Raw genomic sequence first — 20174 nt, forward strand, 5'->3', positions numbered from 1 at the left:
TTCGGTCTAGCGTGACGAAAAAATAGAAGGGACGGCCTTTGCCCGTTGGGCAACAACCTCGGAGAGAAAAGATGAAGAAAGCTGTCATACTCGCATTGATCGGCCTGTCGATCGCAAGCTGCACACCGACACAGCAGGGCGCCGGCATCGGCGCTGCATCCGGTGCCGTGATCGGCGGCGTCGTCACCGGCGATGTCCGTGGTGCGGCAGTCGGCGCCGCCATCGGCGGCGTGTCCGGCGCCCTGATCGGCAGCGTCGCCGAACAGCCCGGCCAGTGCTACTATCGCGACCGCTACGGCCGCCGCTACATCGATAGCTGCCCGCGCTGAGAGCGCTTGGAAAGCGTCAAATTCGGAAAATCCCGGACACATGTCCGGGATTTTTTGTGCTAAATTAGCGCGTTGGCAATTTAAAATGGTACACGCCGCGCGATTTTGCCGCTAAGCTGTTCACGGCTGGGCAACGAAGCTTCATTGTAGGCATAACCAAAAGCGGCGGATGCGGATCAGAGGGACAGGCCCGAAAACAGGTACTGCGTATCGGCGAACAGGCACCATGATGGTGGTCGCAGCGGCAGCTGCGTTCTCACCGGTCCTGATCGGCGACGCTTATGCCTTCAAGCTTTTCGGCATCACCATTTTCGGCAAGGAAGAAGACGAAGGTGAACAGGTGCCCGATCCGGTGCGCTACCACGTCGACCTCAGAGCCGATACCGTCGATCCCGACCTGAAAGAAGCGCTGGAAAACAGTTCCCGCCTCCTCAGTGACCAGAAACTGCCGGTGTCCGGCGATCTCGGCATCGTCGTCAAGGCGCGCGACGACCGTGAGCGGCTGATCGCCACCTTGTATGAAAAGGCCCGCTATGGCGGCCTGGTAACGATCACCATCGACGGCAGAAACATCGACGACCTGCCGCCCAATCCGACATTCGACCGGTCCGGGCCGATCCCCGTCACCGTCGACATTGCTCCCGGCCCGGTTTTCAAGGTCAGGGAGGTCCAGTTCGGCGGCGATGCCGCAAACCATAATCCCGCCGATTACGATCTCGCCCCGGGCGCCGAGGCCGGCTCGCTCGCCATCATCAGAGCCGGCGACAAGATCGTCGAACAGTTGAAGAGCGAAGGCCGTCCCTTCGCCAAACTGACCGAACGCAAGGTGGTCGCCGACCACAAAAGCGATACCGTCGATATCGTCCTTGCCGCCGAAGGTGGTCCGGTCGCCCCGATCGGCGATGTCGGCGTCACCGGCGAGAAGACCGTCAAGCCAGCTTTCATCCAGCGTTATTCCCGGCTGAACAAGGGCGAAGCCTATTCCCCGGAAGCGTTGAAGAAAGCCGGCGAGCGCCTTCGCGCCCTCGGCGTCTTTTCGAGCGTCACCATCCACGAAGGAGATGCGCTGGCGCCGGATGGCACCCTGCCGATGACGATCGAGGTTTCCGAAGGCAAGAGGCGCTATTTCGGCGTCGGCGCGCAATATTCCACCACCGACGGCTTCGGCATTCAGGGCTATTGGGGCCACCGCAACCTGTTCGGCGAAGCCGAAACGCTGAGGATCGAGGGAGCGGTCTCTCGGCTTGGCGAAACGACGGATGTCGGCAGCCTCGACTATTCCGCCGGCATCCTCTTCACCAAACCCGGCGCCTTCTTCCCCGCCGCCACCCTGAAGGCCGGCATCGTCGCCAAGACCGAAAATCCGGATGCCTATAATGCGACGCTCGTCACCGCCTCGCTCGGCCTGTCCTACGAGTTGACCGACCAGGACACTGTCTCGGCGAGCGGCGAGCTCAGCTGGGAGCGCGACGACGACGCATTCGGCGAGAACGACTATCTGACCTTCACCCTGCCGATCCAATATGATCGCGACGCACGCGACGACAAGTTCAACCCGACGGAGGGCTATCGCGCGACCTTCTCGGCAAAGCCCGGCTACGAAATCTTCAACGCCACGCCCTATGCGGCATTCCAAGGCTCGATCTCCGGTTATCTGCCGTTCGGCCAGGACGACGGCTTGGTGCTGGCCGGCAAGGTAGCCGCCGGCGTCCTGATCGGTGGCGACAGCATCGGCGACATTCCCGCCACGCAGCGCTTCTTTGCCGGCGGCGGCGGCTCGGTCCGTGGATACAGCTATCAGGAAATCTCGCCCTATAACGACAATGGCGATGCCACCGGCGGCCGCTCCTATGTGACCGGTTCGCTGGAGGCCCGCATCAAGATCACCGATACGATCGGCATCGTGCCCTTCATCGATGTCGGTACTGTATCGGACAGCACCTTTCCGGGTTTTTCCGATATCCGCGCCGGCGCCGGCGCCGGAATACGATATGCAACGCCTTTCGGCCCGCTGCGGCTTGATTTTGCCATGCCGCTGAACAAGTACGAAGATGGCACAGATTACGGAATCTACGCCGGCATCGGCCAATCCTTCTAGAATTGCCGATCCGCTCGTGTTTTCCGATCTGCGAGCCGTCATGAAAACGGGGTAGTGTCCGCGCCGATGCAAACGCTGGCAAAAATCGTCAACTGGATCCTGCGGCTCACCGGCTATGCGCTGGGCGCCACTTTGATTCTCGCTGTCGCAGCCCTTGCGATCTTCGGCTTCACCAGTTTTGGCGCCCGCATCGTCACCGAAAGGATAGCCTCGACGCTTTCCAACCGCGACATGACGATCGAAGTGCGTGAACCGCAAGGTCTTCTGACCGGCGGGCTTCGCGCTGCCGAGATCTCCCTCTCCGACACCCGGGGCGTCTTTGCGGAAATTCATGGCATCGCAATCGACTGGAATCCGCTGGCGCTGCTGACCGGAACCTTCCACGCCAAACGCTTCGAGATCGAAGCGATCGACGTGCTGCGCAAGCCGGTGCGCACCCTGCCCTCGCGGCCCCGAACTGAAGCCTCCGGCGGATTCAGCCTGCCGATCAAGATCGATATCGACCGCGTCGCACTGCCCAATATCAAACTCGCCGCACCCATTGCCGGGCGCGCCTTTGCGCTCGCCGCCGAAGGCAGCCTTTCGGCGAACGGCGATGGCGGCGAGGCTATCGTCAATGTCAGCCGTCACGCGGTCCCCGATGCGCGGCTTGCCGCCGACATCGCCTATGCGCCGGCCGAAAACCGGCTGCGGCTAAAGGCACAGCTTTCCGAGCCGAAGGGCGGGCTGCTGGCGGGCTTTCTCGGCCTGCCGGACAGCCCGGCGGTCAACATCGATCTCGACGGCCAGGGGCCGATATCCGATTGGAAAGGCAAAGTGCAGGCCGCCCTCGACGGGCAGCAACGCGCCGCAATCGAGGCCCGGCATCAGATCTCGGCAGACGGACTGCATCACCTCGACCTCAAGGGCGGCGGCGACCTAAGCTCGCTGCTGCCATCGGCATTCCGGCCGCTTTTTGCCGGCCAGACCAATATTGATCTTGCCACCACCTTCGACAACCACGGCAAGATCGATATCCAGACCGGCAATATCGCCACCGGCAGCGTCGTCATCGCTGCCTCGGGCACCCTCGATCCGGCCGGCAACAACAGCCTGAACGCCAATCTGCTCGGCACCTCGGGGCCTGTCGATTTCCGCTGGCCGCTCGCCGAAGGCGAAGCGCGCTTCCTGATATCAGGTCTCAACCTCGCGCTGACAGGCGATGCGCAGGCGGCCCGGCTCAACGTCAGCGGCTCGCTCGACACCGCAACCCTGCCCCAGGCCGATATCGGCAACGTCAAACTGACAGCCAAGAGCGACGCCTTCAATCTCGCCGCGCGTTCTGGCAGCATCCAGCTGCGCCTCGTTGCCGGTGACATGAGCTTTGCCGAGCCGAACCTCAATCGCGCTGTCCAAGGACCGGTCACGATCGCCTCGCCGCTGCAGATCACGCCCTCCGGCATCGGCTTCAACGGCACCACCGTCGAAAGCGCCAATATCAACGGCAGCCTCAACGGCTCCTATCGGCTGGCAGACCAGGCGCTGACCGGCAACCTCAAGCTCACCGTCGAACCGGCGGCCCTGCCGGCTGCGGCAACAGCCAGGTTCGACGGACCGATCTCGCTCGAAAGCCAGGTGGTCGGCACCATCCCGTCGAAATTCGCGCTGTCCAATCTCGTCCTCAAGTCCGGAACGCTGGAAGCGGCCGGCAACGTCGCGCTTGATGGCCAGATGTTGAATGCCGATCTCTCCGGCCGGCTGCCTGACGTCGGCAAGCTCATCCCCGGCGCCAGCGGCGGGGTGGGTTATGCGTTGAGAATAGGAGGTGAGCTCCCGGCAGTCTCGGTGACGGCCAATCTCAAGGCCACCAGCCTTGACATGGCCGACCGCAGGCTCGGCAACCTCAATATCGACCTGTCGGGCCTCGCCGATCCCAAGGCGCCGCAAGGCAAGATCGCCGCCACCGGCACGATCGACGGCCAGCCGATCAGCATCAACGGCGACATCAGTTCGAAGGACGGCAAGACGAGCATTCCGGCACTGACCGCCGATATCGGCGGCAACCGGTTGACCGGCAATGTGGAATTCTCGCCCGCGCTGGAGCCGACAGGCGCCCTGACCTTCGATTTTCCCAATCTCGGCCTGCTCGCCGCACTCGGCGGGCAGAAGGCCGAAGGCGACCTTAAAGGCTCGCTCGGCGTCAGCAGCGATGGCGGCAGGATTGCGCTCAAGCTGCTCGCAACAGGCGGCTCGATCCGCCGTGATACGCTTGCGATCGTCAAGCCTGAGATCGATGTCACGGTCAGCGATCTCAGCGCCCTGGCCGCAAGCGGTACGGTCAAGGCCGAGGAGGTGAGTGCCGGAACGAACAAGCTTGCCGGCCTTTCGCTTGGGTTCACCAAGCAGCAAGACCATACAGATTTCGATCTCAATACCGCCTATGACGGCAATCCCGTACTGGCGACCGGCAATATCGAGGCGGCGGGCGGCACGATGCACCTGAACCTCGATCGGTTCTCGGCAAGCCCCCGCAATATCCCGATCGAGCTTGCCGCACCAACGCAGGTTACAATCGCCAGCGGGGCCGCCAGCCTGAACGGACTGACGTTGAAGACCGGAACCGGCTCGGTCACCGTCACCGGCTCCGCCGGCGAAACGCTGAAGCTCGATGCCGACATCCACCAACTGCCGGCAGCGCTCGCCAACGGTTTCGTGCCCAATCTCTCAGCCGGCGGCACGATCTCCGGAAGGATTGCCGTGACGGGAACGCCGGCAGCACCCGTCGCCGACTTCAAGCTCGACTGGAAGGATGCGACGACGGGCCAGACCAAGGGCGCTGGCCTGGCGCCGCTCGGTATTGCCGCCGGCGGCAAATTCGCCGACAACAAGCTCGATTTCGACACGACGGTCGGCAGTGGTGACGGCCTCTCGCTCAAGGCCGCCGGCAATGTCTCGCTCGCCGACCCGAAGGCACCGGTGCTTGAGGTCGACGCCGATATCCTCAACCTGCCTGCCCGCATCGCCAATGGTTTCGTTCCCGATCTCGCCGCCGAAGGCACGATCACAGGAAAATTGACGGCGTCGGGCTCCCTCGCTGCTCCAACCGCCAATGTCGATCTCGATTGGAAAAGTGCTGCGACGAGCCAGACGAAGCGCGCCGGCCTTGCGGATCTGACCGTCAAGGCATCCGGAAAATACGCCGACAGCAAGCTCGATTTCGACACGGCGATATCAGGCGCCAACAGCCTCTCGCTGAAAACATCAGGCAATGTCGCCATCGCCGGCACGACGATCGGCAACGTCAAAGTCGACGCCACGCTGACGAATGTCCCGGCGAATATCGCAAACGGTTTCGTCCCCGATCTCGCCGCCGAAGGGGCGATCTCGGGAAAGGTCTCGGCCAGCGGCCCGCTTTCCGCCCCGAGTGCCGATTTCGATCTCAACTGGAAAGACGCGGCGACGAGCCACACGAAACGTGCCGGCCTTGCAGCGCTCGGCGTGACCGCGTCGGGAAAATTTGCCGAAAACAAGCTGGATTTCAACGCGGCAGCCCGCGGCGATCAAGGCCTCTCACTGACGGCCATGGGTAATGTCGCACTCGCCGGTACGGCGATCGACAGCATCAAGGTCGATGCCGAGGTCGCCAAGCTTCCGGCCAGTCTCGCAAATGCCTTCGTTCCCGATCTGGCCGCCGGCGGAACGATCTCCGGCACTGTGTCCGCCGCCGGGACACCCGCCGCACCGAAGGCCGACTTCAAGCTCGACTGGACGGATGCTGCGACCAGTCAGACCCGAAGCGCTCATCTCTCTGGCCTCGCGCTGTCCACATCCGGACGCTTCGCCGACGATCGCCTCGATTTCGATGCCAATCTCGCCGGCAAGGACGGCCTCTCGCTCAAGGCCGCCGGCAATATCGCGATATCGGGCACATCAGTTCGTAACATCGACGTCAAGGCCGATCTTGCCAACCTGCCTGCAGGTCTCGCCAACGGCTTCGTCCCCGGTCTAGCCGCCGAAGGCACGGTCTCGGGAACGGCATCCGCCTCCGGAGCACTGCCGAAACCGGCCGTCGATTTCAAGCTCGACTGGAAGAATGCCGCCACCGCCCAAACCAGGAGCAGCGGCCTGTCGGGACTGAGTGCTGCGGCATCCGGCAAATTCGCCAATGACCGGGTCGATTTCGACGCCAACCTCGCCGGCAAGGACGGCGTGCTGGCCAAGGCAAAGGGCGGCGTCACCATCGCGGGAACGGCCATCAGGGACCTTTCGATCAATGCCGATATCCCGGCGCTGCCGGCAAGTATCGCAAATGCCTTCGTTCCCGATCTTGGTGCCGAAGGCACGCTCTCGGCAAATGCCGTGACGTCGGGAACGCCGACAAATCCGATCGTCGATTTCAAGCTCGAGTGGAAAGATGCCGCGACCAGCCACACCAAGGCTGCCGGCATTTCCCGCCTTGCGCTGGCGGCGACGGGAAAATACGCCGGTGACAGGCTGGATTTCAATGCCGCCCTCACCGGCAGCGGCGGCATTGCGCTGAAAGCCACCGGCAATCTCGCCATCGAAGGCACATCGATCCGCTCGCTCGACGTCACGGCAAACACCAGCAATCTGCCGGCTGGCATCGCCAACGGCTTTGTTCCCGGCCTTGCAGCCGAGGGCGCGGTCTCGGCGACCGTCAAGGCCACCGGTGCGTTGTCTTCGCCCTCCGTCGACTTCAAGGTCGACTGGAAGAACGCAGCGACGAGCCAGACAAAGGGCGCCGGCCTTTCGCCCTTCAACATCGACGCATCCGGCAAACTTGCCGGAAACAAGCTGACGGTCGAGACCAGCCTTGCAGGTGACGCCGGCATGTCGCTGAAGGGCGGCGGCAGTGTTGCGATCACAGGCAATCGCCCCATCGACATGCGCTTCAACGGCAATCTTCCTTTCGCCGTGCTCGGCGCCCCGCTTGCGCAGCAGGGTCTCGTCGCTGACGGCGTCGCCACCGTCAATCTCCAGATCGGCGGAACGGCCGCAGCACCCGTCATCAACGGCACTGTCTCGACCAATGGCGCAAAGCTCGTCGACGTCCGGCGCAATCTGGCCGTCAACAACCTTGCGGCAACGGTGACCTTCAATGGCAGCCAGGCCGTGATATCGCGCCTCAACGGCAGCCTTGGCAGCGGCGGCACGATTTCGGCCAGCGGCACGATCGGCATCCAGCCGGCCGGCGGCTTTCCCGCCGACATTTCGATTAAGCTCGATAAGGCGGTCTATGTCGATGGAACCCTTGTCGTCTCGACCGTCAATGGCACGCTCGGCCTACGCGGGCCGATTGCAAACGCGACGCTGAGCGGCAAGCTTCGGCTGGACAAGACCTCGATCACCGTCCCGGAAAAATTGCCGACCTCGCTCAGAGAAATCGACATCCGGCATAAGAACGCGCCGCGGGCGGTGCTGGCGCAGCTGCGTGATGACGGCGAGCGCAAACCCGGCGAGAAATCCTCCGTGATGACACTGGATCTCGAAATCGACGCGCCATCGCATATCTTCGTGCGCGGCCGCGGCATCGATGCCGAGCTCGGCGGCCGCGTGACCATTCGCGGGACGGCGGCGGCACCGGTCGTCACCGGCGGTTTCACCATGCGCCGCGGCCGCCTGACCATTCTCAACCGCCGCCTGGATTTCTCCGACAAGAGCCGGATCACCTTTGCCGGCGACCTGACGCCGGCGCTCGAGATGGAAGCGACCTCGACCTCCGGTACCACGACGCTGACCGTCGACGTCGCCGGCCTCGCCACCGACCCCGCCATCACCTTTTCTTCCTCGCCCCAGCTGCCGCAGGACGAGGTCCTCGCGCAGCTGATTTTCGGCCAGTCGATGTCGAAGCTCTCACCCGTGCAGATCGCCCAGCTCGCCGACGCCGTCAGCCAGTTGGCCGGCAACCGCTCCACCTCGCTTTTCGAAGGCCTGCGCAACCAACTCGGCGTTGACGACTTTGACGTCAGCACCGATTCCAAGGGCCAGACGAGCGTCAGCGTCGGCCGCTATCTCAACGACCGCACCTATTTCGAATTGCAGCAGGGTGGTTCGGCCGGCGCCAAGGCGGTGATCAACCTCGATGTCGGCCGCGGCGTCAAGCTGCGCGGCGGAGCAGGCGGCAATGGTGAAGGCGAAGCTGGCATCGTCTATGAACGGGAATACTGATGCATCGCATCTCGCCTGAAGCTGCTGCGCGGCAGTTTTGGAATGACGGCATGCACGAGCTCTAAGCCACCTTAGAAACCGGTCTTGCTCGTCTTGAGAAGAATGTTGGTCTCGGTCGAATTGATGCCGTTGATCAGTCGGATGCGGCGCAGCGTCTCGTCGAAGGAGGGAAGATCCCGATCCTCGAGTTCGGCGACGAAATCCCATTTGCCGTTGGTGCTGTGAAGTGCGCGCACCTGTGGCAGGCCCCGCAGCTGATCGGCCACCCTGTCGGCGAGCTTGCCGAGCACCTCGATCATGACGATGGCGCGCACGCCGGCGGACCGCGTCTCGTGACCGGTGCGGATGGTGAAGCCGACGATGGTGCCGCTGGCGACCAGCCGGTCGATCCGGGCAGCGACCGTTGCCCGCGATGCACCCGTCATCGCTGCAAGCGAGGAGACGGAAATCCGGGCATTGTGGCGAAGGGCACTGAGAAGTTCGGTGTCGAGATCATCCACGCTGATCACTTTGTCAAAATAGGTTTATCATTCTGCGCAATCATAATCCATTTCTGACAATTTTCCATCTTTTTGCCGTCAGCCCTTTATCTCACTATCGGTCGAAACAGGCCTGAACACGGAGCCCCAGACATGAATGCCCAATCGCGATCCGTCACCCTCATCGGCGCGCCGCTGGAAGAAGGCTCCGGCCGCAGAGGCGCTGCCATGGGGCCTGCCGCCTTGCGCATTGCCGGCGTCGATCAGACGTTGATCGAGCTTGGCCATGACGTCGCCGATATCGGCGATCTCAGGATCGTGCCGGCGATGGATCTGCCGAACCATCCGAAAGCCCACAATCTGAGGATCGTCGGCGCCTTCACCCGCGCGCTCGAAAGCAGCGTCCATGACGTCGCCGCCGCCGGCCGTTTCCCGCTCATTCTCGGCGGCGACCACAGCCTTTCCATGGGCAGCGTCTCCGGCATGGCCCGTTATGCCGCCAGCAAGGGCCGCCCGCTCTTCGTCCTCTGGCTCGATGCCCATGCCGACTTCAATTCTCCGGCCACCTCGCCCTCCGGCAATATTCACGGCATGCCCGTCGCCTTCTTCTGCGGCGAGGCCGAATTCGCCGAGATCCTGCCGAAGGACCGTCCGTTCGTCGATCCGAAGAATGTCTTCCAGGTCGGCATTCGTTCGGTCGATGCGCGTGAGCGCGAAGAAATCCACGAACATGGCGTCAACGTCTTCGACATGCGCGCGATCGACGAGCAGGGCATCGGCGCCATCATGCGTGAGATCCTGGACGTCGTGACCAAGGCGAACGGCCTGCTGCATGTCAGCCTCGACCTCGATTTCCTCGATCCCGAGATTGCCCCTGGCGTCGGCACGACGGTCCCGGGCGGCGCGACCTTTCGCGAGGCGCATCTGGTGATGGAAATGCTTTCGGATAGCGGCCTCGTCTCGTCGCTCGATCTCGTCGAACTCAATCCGTTTCTCGACGATCGCGGCAAGAGCGCCCGCATCCTGGTGGAGCTGACGGCAAGCCTCTTCGGCCGCCGCATCTTCGATCGTCCGACACGCGCGGCATAGAGCATGTCGCGCAAAACTGTGCAGCAGTTTTGCGATCACGACATGCGGAAACCAAAGACTAAGGGAGAACGGCCATGACCACTTCGGAAAAACTGATCGCCACCGAACAGCGGCTCGGCGCCAACAATTACAAGCCGCTCGACGTGGTATTGACGCGTGGCGAAGGCGTTTATGTCTGGGATACCGACGGCAACCGTTATCTCGATTGCCTCTCGGCCTATTCCGCCGTCAACCAGGGCCATTGTCATCCGAAGATCCTTGCCGCCATGGTCGAGCAGGCGGGCAGACTGACGCTCACCTCCCGCGCCTTCCGCAACGACCAGCTCGCCTATCTCTACGAAGAACTCGCCGCTCTCACCGGCTCACACAAGATCCTGCCGATGAATTCCGGCGCCGAAGCCGTGGAGACCGCCATCAAGGCGGTGCGCAAATGGGGATACGAGGTCAAGGGCGTGCCGGAGGGCAAGGCGGAGATCATCGTCTGCGCCGATAATTTCCACGGCCGGACGCTGAGCATCATCAGCTTCTCCACAGATCCCGATGCCCGCATCGGCTTCGGCCCCTACACGCCGGGCTTCCGCACCATTCCCTTCGGCGATGCCGAGGCTTTTGCCGCGGCAATCAATGCCAATACGGTGGCCGCCCTGATCGAGCCGATCCAGGGGGAAGCCGGCGTCATCATCCCGCCGGCGGGTTATTTCACCCGCATTCGTGAACTCTGCACTGATAACAACGTCACCCTCATTCTCGACGAGATCCAGACCGGCCTCGGCCGCACCGGCAAGCTGCTGGCTGAGGAACACGAAGGCATCGAGGCCGACGTGACGCTGATCGGCAAGGCGCTCTCCGGCGGCTTCTACCCCGTGTCAGCAGTGCTTTCGAATTCCGAAGTCCTCGGCGTGCTGAAGCCCGGCCAGCACGGCTCGACCTTCGGCGGCAATCCGCTCGCCTGCGCGGTGGCACGCACCGCACTGAAGGTGCTGACGGAAGAGGGCATGATCGAGAACGCTGCGGTCATGGGCGATTATTTCCTCGATGGCCTCAGGTCGATCCGCTCGAACATCGTCAGGGACGTGCGCGGCCGCGGTCTGATGATGGCCATCGAACTGGAACCCGAAGCCGGCGGCGCGAGGCAATATTGCCATGCGCTGAAGGAGCGCGGCCTGCTCGCCAAGGATACCCACGACCATACGATTCGTCTCGCTCCGCCATTGGTCATAACAAGGGAGCAGGTGGATTGGGCAGTCTCGCAGATCGAAAAGACCATAGGCTGAGGTAAATCGGGGCTGAAAACCTTCGCAACCCCCCTCCCGATTTAGATTTGGGCAACACTCTTTCGCTAATGTCGTCGTAACCGTAACGATGCTTCGCCGAGCGCAAAGCCATCGCGTGGTGTGAAGGCAAGGCTCGTCAGCGCCAATGGTGGCGCACCCGCTTCTGCTTTGGCTTACGACAGTTGGGAAGAATTCTAATGGCCACGATCAATTCCACTAGCTTCAGCGGCGATACGCTCGAGATCATTGCCTTCCGCCTGCATGATCAGGAATTCTGCGTCAAGACCACGACCATCCGCGAAATCCGCGGCTGGGCGCCGTCGACGCCGATCCCGCACGCCCCGGCCGATGTCATCGGCGTCATGAACCTGCGCGGCTCGGTGATCCCGATCATCGATCTTGCCTACAAGCTCGGCATGAAGAGCACCGTCGCCAACGAGCGCAGCGCCATTGTCGTCGCCGAAGTTCACAGCATGGTCATCGGCATGCTCGTCGACCGCGTCTCGGACATTCTCACCATCTCGTCCAGCCAGGTCCAGCCGGTGCCTGAGGTGACCGCCTCCTTCGACCGCGCCTATTGCGAAGGCATCATCGCTTCAGAAAATGGCATGATCTGCTTCCTGAACCTCTCCAAGATGTTCAAGGAAAACGAGACCGATGATCTGGCGGCCTGATCGGCCTAGGCATTCGTTCTAGACAATTCGCATTTGAAAAACCGCCTATCCGGGCGGTTTTTTTATTATGTACCGCAAGGCTCTTCCGCACGGCTCAATATTAGTTATTTCTTTTATACGAGATATTAACCACGTCCTATCATCATACGACACACAAGGATGATACGTTTTCCGCAAATCTCGGAGGAATGACAGACGATACGGCTGTCATTCCATCACCGGCATTCTTCGTCCGACACGCTTCGTCTTATCAGCCGAAGCAGCAGAACGCGCATTTCAGAGGGGCAAGGATGTTTGGTCTATCTTCCGACTCGAAATATATTCTCAATGCCATTTCCAAATCGCAGGCGATCATCGAATTCGATCTCAATGGAAATATCCTCACGGCGAACGAGAATTTCTGCAATGCGCTTGGTTATCGCCTGAGCGAGATCGTCGGCAAGCATCACAGCATGTTCTGCGAGCCGGCCTATACGGCAACTCCTGACTATCGCGCCTTCTGGGCGCGGCTCGGGCGCGGCGAATATGATGCCGGCGCCTACAAGCGTCTTGCCAAGGGCAACCGCGAGATATGGATCCAGGCTTCCTACAATCCTGTTTTCAAGGGCGGAAAGCCATTCAAGGTGGTGAAATTTGCAGCCGACATCACTGCCGCCAAGAAGCAGGCGGTCGAGGATTCCGGCAAGCTGCAGGCGATCTCGCGTTCGCAGGCGGTGATCGAATTCAGCCCGATGGGCGAGATCCTGACCGCGAACGAGAATTTCTGCAACGCCATGGGCTATTCCCTGGCCGAGATCAGCGGCAAGCATCACAGCATATTCTGCGATCCGGCCTATGTCGGCACAGAGGATTACAAAAGCTTCTGGCGGCGTCTGGCCAATGGCGAATTCATCGCCAACGAATTCGTCCGTTTCGGCAAGGGCGGTCGCGAAATCTGGATCCAGGCAGCTTATAACCCGATCGTCGATGCCGACGGCAAGGTCTACAAGGTGGTGAAGTTCGCCACCGACGTCACCCAACGCATGAGCGCGATTTCTTCGCTCGGCGGCGCGCTGCGTCACCTATCCGAAGGTGATCTGACAAGGACGGTCGACACGCCCTTCGTCCCCTCGATGGAGCAATTGCGCCACGATTTCAACACGACGATCAAAGTCCTTGCCGAGACGATGAAGACAATCGGCGAGAATGCCGGTGCGATCGCCATCGGCTCACGCGAGATCGGCGCATCGGCCGATTCCTTCTCCAAACGGACGGAACAGCAAGCCGCATCGATCGAAGAAACCGCCGCCGCGCTGGAGGAAATCACCACCACGGTCAACGATTCCAGCCGCCGCGCCGATGAGGCCGGCCGCCTCGTCGCCATGACCAAACAGGGCGCCGAGCAATCCGGCACCGTGGTCCGCAATGCCGTTGCCGCCATGGGCCAGATCGAACAGTCCTCGCACGAGATCACCAACATCATCGGCGTCATCGACGAGATAGCCTTCCAGACCAACCTCCTGGCATTGAATGCCGGCGTCGAGGCGGCCCGCGCCGGCGAAGCCGGCAAGGGCTTCGCCGTGGTGGCCCAGGAAGTCCGGGAGCTCGCTCAGCGCTCCGCCAAAGCCGCCAAGGAGATCAAGGCGCTGATCAACACGTCGGGCGAGCATGTCAGGAACGGCGTCGGCCTCGTCGGCCAGACAGGCAAGGCGCTGGAGGAGATCGTCGCACAGGTCGGCGATATCGACGGCAACGTCGTCGCCATCGTCGAGGCCTCCAGGGAGCAGGCAACCGGCCTCAAGGAAATCAACCACGCGGTCAATACGCTCGATCAGGCAACGCAGCAGAATGCCGCCATGGTCGAAGAGAGCACCGCCGCCAGCCATAGCCTTGCCAAGGAAGCCGAAACGCTGCGCGTCCTGCTGACACGATTCCGTCTGCCGGGCCAGACCCAGGCCGCCGGCCGGCCGGAGGTGAGACATGAGGCGAGGCAAGCGGGTTCACCGGCGCTGCACCTTATTTCACGCGTCGCAAAGGCGCACGGCGCCGCTGCGACCGCCCAGAGCTGGGAAGAATTCTGATCCCAGCCGCCGCAGCCATCCTATCGTGCCGCCACCAGGCGGCACTCTGATCAGACTGAGGCGGTAGACGAAGATGAAGCGCGTCGCATGAAGCCCGTGCGACGCGCCGTGACGGCTCATCCGAACAGCGCGAACGTCGCCCTCAGCGTCACCCAGACACCCCAGAGCAGCGGAATGCCGACGACGGCCCAGGCAAGCATCGCCTTGGCGTCCAACCCGCCTGTGCCGATGCCAAAGGAACCGGTCGGGCCGGCATTGACCGCCGCAGACTTCGCCTGCAGCGCAGCAACCTCGTCGTCCGACATGAACCATTTGTCCGAAAGCGGCCTGATCAGCGAATTGGCGATGAGGCCGAGCGCCAGCATGCCGGCGAGGATATACATGGTGCCGGTATAGAGGGTTGGACCGGGTGCCACGCCGGCGGCGATCTGCGCTTCGCGGATATAGTTGACGACGACGGGACCGACGATGCCGGCCGTTGCCCAGGCCGTCAGCAGCCGGCCGTGGATGGCGCCGACGAACTGCGTACCGAAAATATCGGCGAGATAGGCAGGGATCGTCGCGAAGCCGCCGCCATACATCGACAAGATGATGCCGAAGGCGAGAACGAACAGCGCCTTGTTGCCCATGCCCGCAAAGGTCGGCGCCAGTGCATAGAGCACAATGCCGAGGATGAAGAAGCAATAATAGGTATTCTTGCGGCCGATCTTGTCGGACAGCGACGCCCAGAAGAACCGTCCGCCGATATTGAAGAGCGACAGCAGGCCGGCAAAACCGGCGGCGATCGTGGCGATCGATGCCTTCTGGCCGGCGTCCAGCTGGGCGAAACCGACATCCGGCAGGCCGATCAGCGAGCCGGCGAAGATTTCCTGCAGCATCGGCGAAGCCATGCCGAGAACACCGATACCGGCCGAAACGTTGAGGCAGAGCACGGCCCAGATCAGCCAGAACTGTTTGGTCTTGTGGGCATCGCGCAGGTGCACATGTTTGGTGGTGATCATCGTGCTCTTGGCCGCAGGCGGCGTCCAGCCGTCAGGACGCCACCCGGCCGGCGGGATGCGATAGCCGAAGGCGCCGCCCATCATGAAGACGAAATAAATCGCCGCCATGACGATGAAGGTTTGCCAGACACCGACCGAACTGTCGGTCTTGAAGGCATTCATCAGCAGGTTGGCAAGCGGCGCGCCGATCATCGCGCCACCGCCGAAGCCCATGATCGCCATGCCGGTCGCCATGCCGCGCCGGTCGGGAAACCATTTGATCAGCGTCGAGACCGGCGAGATGTAGCCGAGACCGAGACCGATGCCGCCGATGACGCCGGCGCCAAGCCACATCATCCAGAGCTGATGGGTGATGACGCCGATAGCGGCAAGAATGATACCGCCGCACCAGCAGCAGGCGGAAACGACGCCCGCCTTGCGCGGGCCGGCGCGCTCGAGCCAGCCGCCCCAGATGGCGGCGGACGAGCCAAGGAGGACGAAGAATAGCGTATAGATCCAGCCGAGGTCGGCAACACGCCAGTCGCAGGTGGTGGTGAACAGCGCCGAGGCGAGTGTCAGATCCGGGCAGGCCGTCGAGGCGGTGATCCCGAGCGACTTGGAAAGTGGCAGCCAGAACACGCTGAAACCATAGGCCATGCCGATGCAGAGGTGGATGGCGAGTGCTGCCGGCGGCACCAGCCACCGATTGAACCCAGGCCGTGCAACGATCCTTTCACGATCGAGCAGGCCCGAGCCCGCCACCCCGTCTGTACGTGTTTCGGCTGCAGTCATGAACAACTCCTCCTTGATTCAGACCTGGCTTGATTCAGACTTGTTATCACCGGCACATGCGCAGGCAGGTTGCTCCTGCCTTCCCTCCCGCATGGACCGATCCTGGCTAATCGGACCGAGAGCAATTCCAGGAAAAGTGGGAAACGGTTTTCCGTCCGAAATTGCGTAAAAACAAAAGGTTTGAAATAAAGACCTAAAGCGCGAGGAACGCGCTTTAGTGTGTCGCAGGCTCCGGCTTTCGGATCAGAGGCGCGGCCTGCAGCACCAGCGCATCCAGGCCGTTCTCCTCATTCTCCAGAATTTCGAACAATTGCCGCCGCATGCGCGGATCCCAGAATTTATTGATATGGGTGGCGACCCCCTGCGCGGCTTCGCTTTCCGGCTGGCTCTTGAAGAAGGTAGCGATTTGATTTGCCATATAGACGAGCTTGGTCTTGGTATCATGCGACATCGGCAATGCTTCCAGGCGAGATACGGTGCGGGTGGGTGAAAATCTCGAAATCCTCGCCGCGCACCAGCGCGACGAGCGTCATGCCGGCCGCTTCGGCCGTGCGGATGGCCAGAGCCGTCGGCGCCGAAATGGCGATGAGCACCGGGCTGCCGAGGATCGCCGCCTTCTGCACCATTTCGACAGAAAGCCGGCTGGTGACGACGACCGCGCCGTCCCCGCCTTTTTCGCCGGCGCGGATGACGGCGCCGCAGAGCTTGTCCAGTGCATTGTGCCGGCCGACATCTTCGCGCACGGCAATCAGTCCCCCGCCTTGACGATAAAAGCCGGCGCCATGCACCGCCCGCGTCTCACGATGCAGCGGCTGTGCCTCGTTCAGAAGCGAAACGGCGCGGACGATATCCGCATGCGACAGCGCCAGCAGTGATGGCGAGACATCAGGCACCGGCCGCACTGCCTGTTCGATCGATTCGATGCCGCAGAGCCCGCAACCGACCGGCCCCGCCATGCTGCGGCGGCGTGCCCGCAGCAGATCGGCGACGTCATCGACAAGGCTTACCTGCACATCGATGCCCTGCTCACCCTCGACGACTTCGATGGCCGATATCTCCGCCGGCCCGGCAATGATCCCCTCGGTCAGGCTGAACCCGACGGCGAAATCCTCGAGATCCGCCGGCGTTGCCATCATCACCGCATGCGAACTGCCGCCATAGGAAAAGGCGATCGGCACTTCTTCCGGGACGATGCGCGAACCGGTCTGCACGATGCCGTTGCGGCGGGCGGTTTCGAGAGCACGGGCAGTGACGGTGAAGGTCATGACGCGCGTTCCTCCTGACAGGGCCACCCCCGCATCGTCACTCCGCTGCCTCGAGATTGCCGGCGATGCGGCGCGATTGCCGCGCCTGCTCGTCATATTCGAGCTGCCATTCACTTGGCCCGTTGGAAGGCGAGACCTGCACCGCCGTCACCTTGTATTCCGGGCAGTTGGTCGCCCAGTCGGAGAAATCGGTGGTGATGACGTTCACCTGCGTATTGGGATGATGGAAGGTCGTATAGACCACACCGGGCGCGACGCGATCGGTGATCAACGCCCGGAGCGTCGTGTCGCCGGAGCGGCTGCCGAGCTTCACCCAGTCGCCGTCGCGAACGCCGCGCTGCTCGGCATCGTGCGGATGGATTTCCAGCCGGTCTTCCGCATGCCAGACGACATTCTCGGTCCGCCGCGTCTGCGCCCCGACATTGTACTGGCTTAGGATGCGGCCGGTCGTCAGGAGCAGCGGGAAGCGCGGGCCGGTGCGCTCGTCGGTCGCCACATATTCGGTGCGGATGAACTTGCCCTTGCCGCGCACGAAGCCGTTGACATGCATGATCGGCGAGCCGAGCGGATTCTTTTCGTTGCAGGGCCACTGCACCGAGCCCATTTTATCGAGATAGTCGTAGGAGACCATTGCGAAACTCGGCGTCGTCGCGGCGATCTCGTCCATGATTTCCGATGGATGGGTGTAATTCCAGTCGAGCCCCATCGCCTGGGCAAGCTTCTGAGTCACTTCCCAGTCGCCATAGCCGTTGCGCGGCGACATGACCTTGCGCACGCGGTTGATACGCCGCTCCGCATTGGTGAAGGTGCCGTCCTTTTCGAGGAAGGTCGAGCCCGGCAGGAAGACATGGGCGTAATTGGCGGTCTCGTTGAGGAACAGATCCTGGACGACGACGCATTCCATCGCCGCAAGCCCGGCGGCGACGTGTTTGGTATCGGGATCGGACTGGAGAATGTCCTCGCCCTGGATATAGATGCCCTTGAAGGAACCGTCGACTGCCGCATCCAGCATGTTCGGAATGCGCAGGCCGGGCTCGTTGTTGAGCTTCACGCCCCAGAGTTTTTCGAAGATATCGCGCGTCGCATCGTCGGAAATGTGCCGGTAGCCCGGCAATTCGTGCGGGAAGGAGCCCATGTCGCAGGAGCCCTGCACGTTGTTCTGGCCGCGCAACGGGTTCACGCCGACACCAGGGCGGCCGATATTGCCGGTCGCCATCGCCAGGTTGGCGATCGCAATGACCGTGGTCGAACCCTGGCTGTGTTCGGTGACGCCGAGGCCATAATAGATCGCGCCGTTGCCGCCCTTGGCATAGAGCCTTGCCGCACCACGCAGATCCGCCGCCGGCACTCCGGTGAAGATCTCGGTCTCTTCGGGACTGTGGTGCGGTTCGGCAACGAAGGCAGCCCAGTCCTCAAACTCCGACCAGTCGCAGCGCTCGCGGATGAAGCTCTCGTCATAGAGTCCTTCGGTGACGATCACATGAGCCAGCGCCGTCATGACTGCGACATTGGTGCCGGGCTTCAGCGGCAGGTGATAGGAGGCCTCGACATGCGGCGACCGGACGATATCGGTGCGGCGCGGATCGATGACAATGAGTTTGGCGCCCTTGCGCAGCCGCTTCTTCAACCGTGAGCCGAACACAGGATGCCCGTCCGTCGGATTGGCGCCGATGACGACGACGACATCCGAATGCTCGACACTGTCGAAATTCTGCGTGCCTGCCGACGTGCCGAATGTCTGGCCGAGACCGTAGCCGGTCGGCGAATGGCAGACGCGGGCGCAGGTATCGACATTGTTGTTGCCGAAACCGGCGCGGATCAGCTTCTGCACCAGATAGGTTTCCTCATTGGTGCAGCGTGAGGAGGTGATGCCGCCGATCGCCTCGCGGCCGTATTGATACTGGATGCGGCGGAACTCCAGCGCCACATGCGCGAAGGCCTCGTCCCAGCTCACCTCCCGCCAGGGATCGCTGACCTTTTCGCGGATCATCGGGTTGAGGATGCGGTCCTTATGGGTGGAATAGCCGTAAGCGAAACGTCCCTTGACGCAGGAATGGCCGCGATTGGCCTGGCCGTCTTTCCACGGCACCATGCGCACCAGTTCCTCACCGCGCATCTCCGCCTTGAAGGAACAGCCGACGCCGCAATAGGCGCAGGTGGTGACCGCCGAATGTTCCGGCTGGCCGATCTCTATCACCGACTTCTCCGTCAGCGTCGCCGTCGGGCAGGCCTGGACGCAGGCGCCGCAGGAGACGCATTCGGATTCGATGAAATGCTCGTGCATGCCGGGGGAAACGCGCGAACCGAAACCGCGTCCTTCGATCGTCAGCGCGAAGGTGCCCTGCACTTCCTCGCAGGCGCGCACACAGCGCGAACAGACGATGCATTTGGAGGGGTCATAGGTGAAATAGGGATTGGACTCGTCTTTCGGCATCCATTTCAGATTGATGCCGCCGTTGTTGCGCGCCTTGACGTGATTATCGCCCTCGTAGCCGTAGCGCACGTCGCGCAGGCCGACGGCGCCCGCCATGTCCTGCAATTCGCAATCGCCGTTGGCCGCGCAGGTGAGACAGTCGAGCGGATGGTCGGAAATATAGAGTTCCATCACGCCGCGGCGAATATCCTTCAGCCGCCCCGTCTGCGTGTGCACCACCATGTTTGCCGCCACCGGCGTCGTGCATGAGGAGGGCGTGCCGTTGCGGCCCTCGATCTCGACGAGGCAGAGCCGGCAGGAGCCGAAAGCATCGACCATATCGGTGGCGCAGAGCTTCGGCACCTTGATGCCGGCCTCCATCGAGGCGCGCATGATGGAGGTGCCCTCCGGCACGCTGATCCGCTGTCCATCAATGGTGAGCGTCACCATGGTCTCTGATGTCGAAGCCGGAGTGCCGTAGTCGATTTCATGGATGAGAGACATGGTCGGTCTCCTTGCTTGAGATGGTGAGGTCAGCGCAGGCGTTCCATGA

At 62.3% G+C, this 20174-nt stretch carries 12 protein-coding genes; 7 read left to right on the forward strand and 5 right to left on the reverse strand.

Annotated features, from left to right (window positions below; all coding sequences use genetic code 11):
• The first annotated feature begins 71 nt into the window (after positions 1–71).
• From FHX10_RS22475 to FHX10_RS22485, 3 genes are all read left to right on the forward strand, one after another.
• A complete protein-coding gene (locus FHX10_RS22475) occupies positions 72–329 on the forward strand; it encodes a YMGG-like glycine zipper-containing protein (protein WP_028756469.1) in 258 nt (85 codons plus the stop codon).
• Positions 330–498: 169 nt separating this feature from the next.
• Positions 499–2427, forward strand: coding sequence for an autotransporter assembly complex protein TamA (locus FHX10_RS22480; RefSeq protein WP_176707316.1), 1929 nt, complete (start codon positions 499–501; stop codon positions 2425–2427).
• A 66-nt stretch (positions 2428–2493) separates the two neighbouring features.
• Positions 2494–8595 (forward strand): translocation/assembly module TamB domain-containing protein, encoded by a 6102-nt coding sequence (locus FHX10_RS22485; protein ID WP_184390410.1) that lies wholly within the window; start codon positions 2494–2496, stop codon positions 8593–8595.
• A gap of 71 nt (positions 8596–8666) precedes the next feature.
• Here the strand turns inward: FHX10_RS22485 and FHX10_RS22490 are convergent, their stop codons facing one another.
• A complete protein-coding gene (locus FHX10_RS22490; protein ID WP_174824498.1) occupies positions 8667–9104 on the reverse strand; it encodes an Lrp/AsnC family transcriptional regulator in 438 nt (145 codons plus the stop codon).
• A 123-nt stretch (positions 9105–9227) separates the two neighbouring features.
• On the opposite strand from FHX10_RS22490, the gene rocF reads away from it, so the two are divergent.
• The 4 genes from rocF to FHX10_RS22510 all read left to right on the forward strand — a co-directional run bounded on the left by rocF (position 9228) and on the right by FHX10_RS22510 (position 14171).
• Positions 9228–10163, forward strand: coding sequence for an arginase (rocF, locus tag FHX10_RS22495; protein ID WP_028756020.1), 936 nt, complete (start codon positions 9228–9230; stop codon positions 10161–10163).
• A gap of 74 nt (positions 10164–10237) precedes the next feature.
• Positions 10238–11437, forward strand: a complete 1200-nt coding sequence (gene rocD, locus FHX10_RS22500) for an ornithine--oxo-acid transaminase (protein ID WP_028756021.1) — start codon at positions 10238–10240, stop codon at positions 11435–11437.
• 197 nt (positions 11438–11634) lie between these two features.
• Positions 11635–12111 carry a chemotaxis protein CheW gene (locus FHX10_RS22505; RefSeq protein WP_011427049.1) on the forward strand — a complete coding sequence of 159 codons (477 nt, stop codon included), beginning with the start codon at positions 11635–11637 and terminating at the stop codon, positions 12109–12111.
• Between the two features lie 290 nt (positions 12112–12401).
• Positions 12402–14171 (forward strand): methyl-accepting chemotaxis protein, encoded by a 1770-nt coding sequence (locus FHX10_RS22510; protein ID WP_028756022.1) that lies wholly within the window; start codon positions 12402–12404, stop codon positions 14169–14171.
• A gap of 116 nt (positions 14172–14287) precedes the next feature.
• On the opposite strand, the gene FHX10_RS22515 is transcribed toward FHX10_RS22510, so the two are convergent.
• From FHX10_RS22515 to fdhF, 4 genes are all read right to left on the reverse strand, one after another.
• Positions 14288–15943 carry an OFA family MFS transporter gene (locus tag FHX10_RS22515; RefSeq protein WP_028756023.1) on the reverse strand — a complete coding sequence of 552 codons (1656 nt, stop codon included), beginning with the start codon at positions 15941–15943 and terminating at the stop codon, positions 14288–14290.
• A gap of 214 nt (positions 15944–16157) precedes the next feature.
• Entirely contained in the window at positions 16158–16394 is a 237-nt protein-coding gene (locus FHX10_RS22520; protein ID WP_028756024.1) for a formate dehydrogenase subunit delta, read from the reverse strand.
• A complete protein-coding gene (fdhD, locus tag FHX10_RS22525) occupies positions 16384–17208 on the reverse strand; it encodes a formate dehydrogenase accessory sulfurtransferase FdhD (protein ID WP_028756025.1) in 825 nt (274 codons plus the stop codon). Before fdhD ends, FHX10_RS22520 begins: the two co-directional genes overlap by 11 nt.
• 37 nt (positions 17209–17245) lie before the next feature.
• Positions 17246–20125, reverse strand: coding sequence for a formate dehydrogenase subunit alpha (gene fdhF, locus FHX10_RS22530; protein ID WP_028756026.1), 2880 nt, complete (start codon positions 20123–20125; stop codon positions 17246–17248).
• Between the last annotated feature and the right edge of the window lie 49 nt (positions 20126–20174).

It is taken from the genome of Rhizobium sp. BK591 (assembly GCF_014195045.1).
GTDB lineage: Bacteria > Pseudomonadota > Alphaproteobacteria > Rhizobiales > Rhizobiaceae > Rhizobium > Rhizobium anhuiense.

Excerpts from the sequence above, each read along its gene's own strand:
- FHX10_RS22475 (WP_028756469.1), top strand. The coding sequence starts at position 72 with ATGAAGAAAGCTGTCATACTCGCATTGATCGGCCTGTCGATCGCAAGC.
- FHX10_RS22480 (WP_176707316.1), top strand. The coding sequence starts at position 499 with ATGCGGATCAGAGGGACAGGCCCGAAAACAGGTACTGCGTATCGGCGA.
- FHX10_RS22485 (WP_184390410.1), top strand. The coding sequence starts at position 2,494 with ATGCAAACGCTGGCAAAAATCGTCAACTGGATCCTGCGGCTCACCGGC.
- rocF (WP_028756020.1), top strand. The coding sequence starts at position 9,228 with ATGAATGCCCAATCGCGATCCGTCACCCTCATCGGCGCGCCGCTGGAA.
- rocD (WP_028756021.1), top strand. The coding sequence starts at position 10,238 with ATGACCACTTCGGAAAAACTGATCGCCACCGAACAGCGGCTCGGCGCC.
- FHX10_RS22505 (WP_011427049.1), top strand. The coding sequence starts at position 11,635 with ATGGCCACGATCAATTCCACTAGCTTCAGCGGCGATACGCTCGAGATC.
- FHX10_RS22510 (WP_028756022.1), top strand. The coding sequence starts at position 12,402 with ATGTTTGGTCTATCTTCCGACTCGAAATATATTCTCAATGCCATTTCC.
- FHX10_RS22515 (WP_028756023.1), bottom strand. The coding sequence starts at position 15,943 with ATGACTGCAGCCGAAACACGTACAGACGGGGTGGCGGGCTCGGGCCTG.
- FHX10_RS22520 (WP_028756024.1), bottom strand. The coding sequence starts at position 16,394 with ATGTCGCATGATACCAAGACCAAGCTCGTCTATATGGCAAATCAAATC.
- fdhD (WP_028756025.1), bottom strand. The coding sequence starts at position 17,208 with ATGACCTTCACCGTCACTGCCCGTGCTCTCGAAACCGCCCGCCGCAAC.
- fdhF (WP_028756026.1), bottom strand. The coding sequence starts at position 20,125 with ATGTCTCTCATCCATGAAATCGACTACGGCACTCCGGCTTCGACATCA.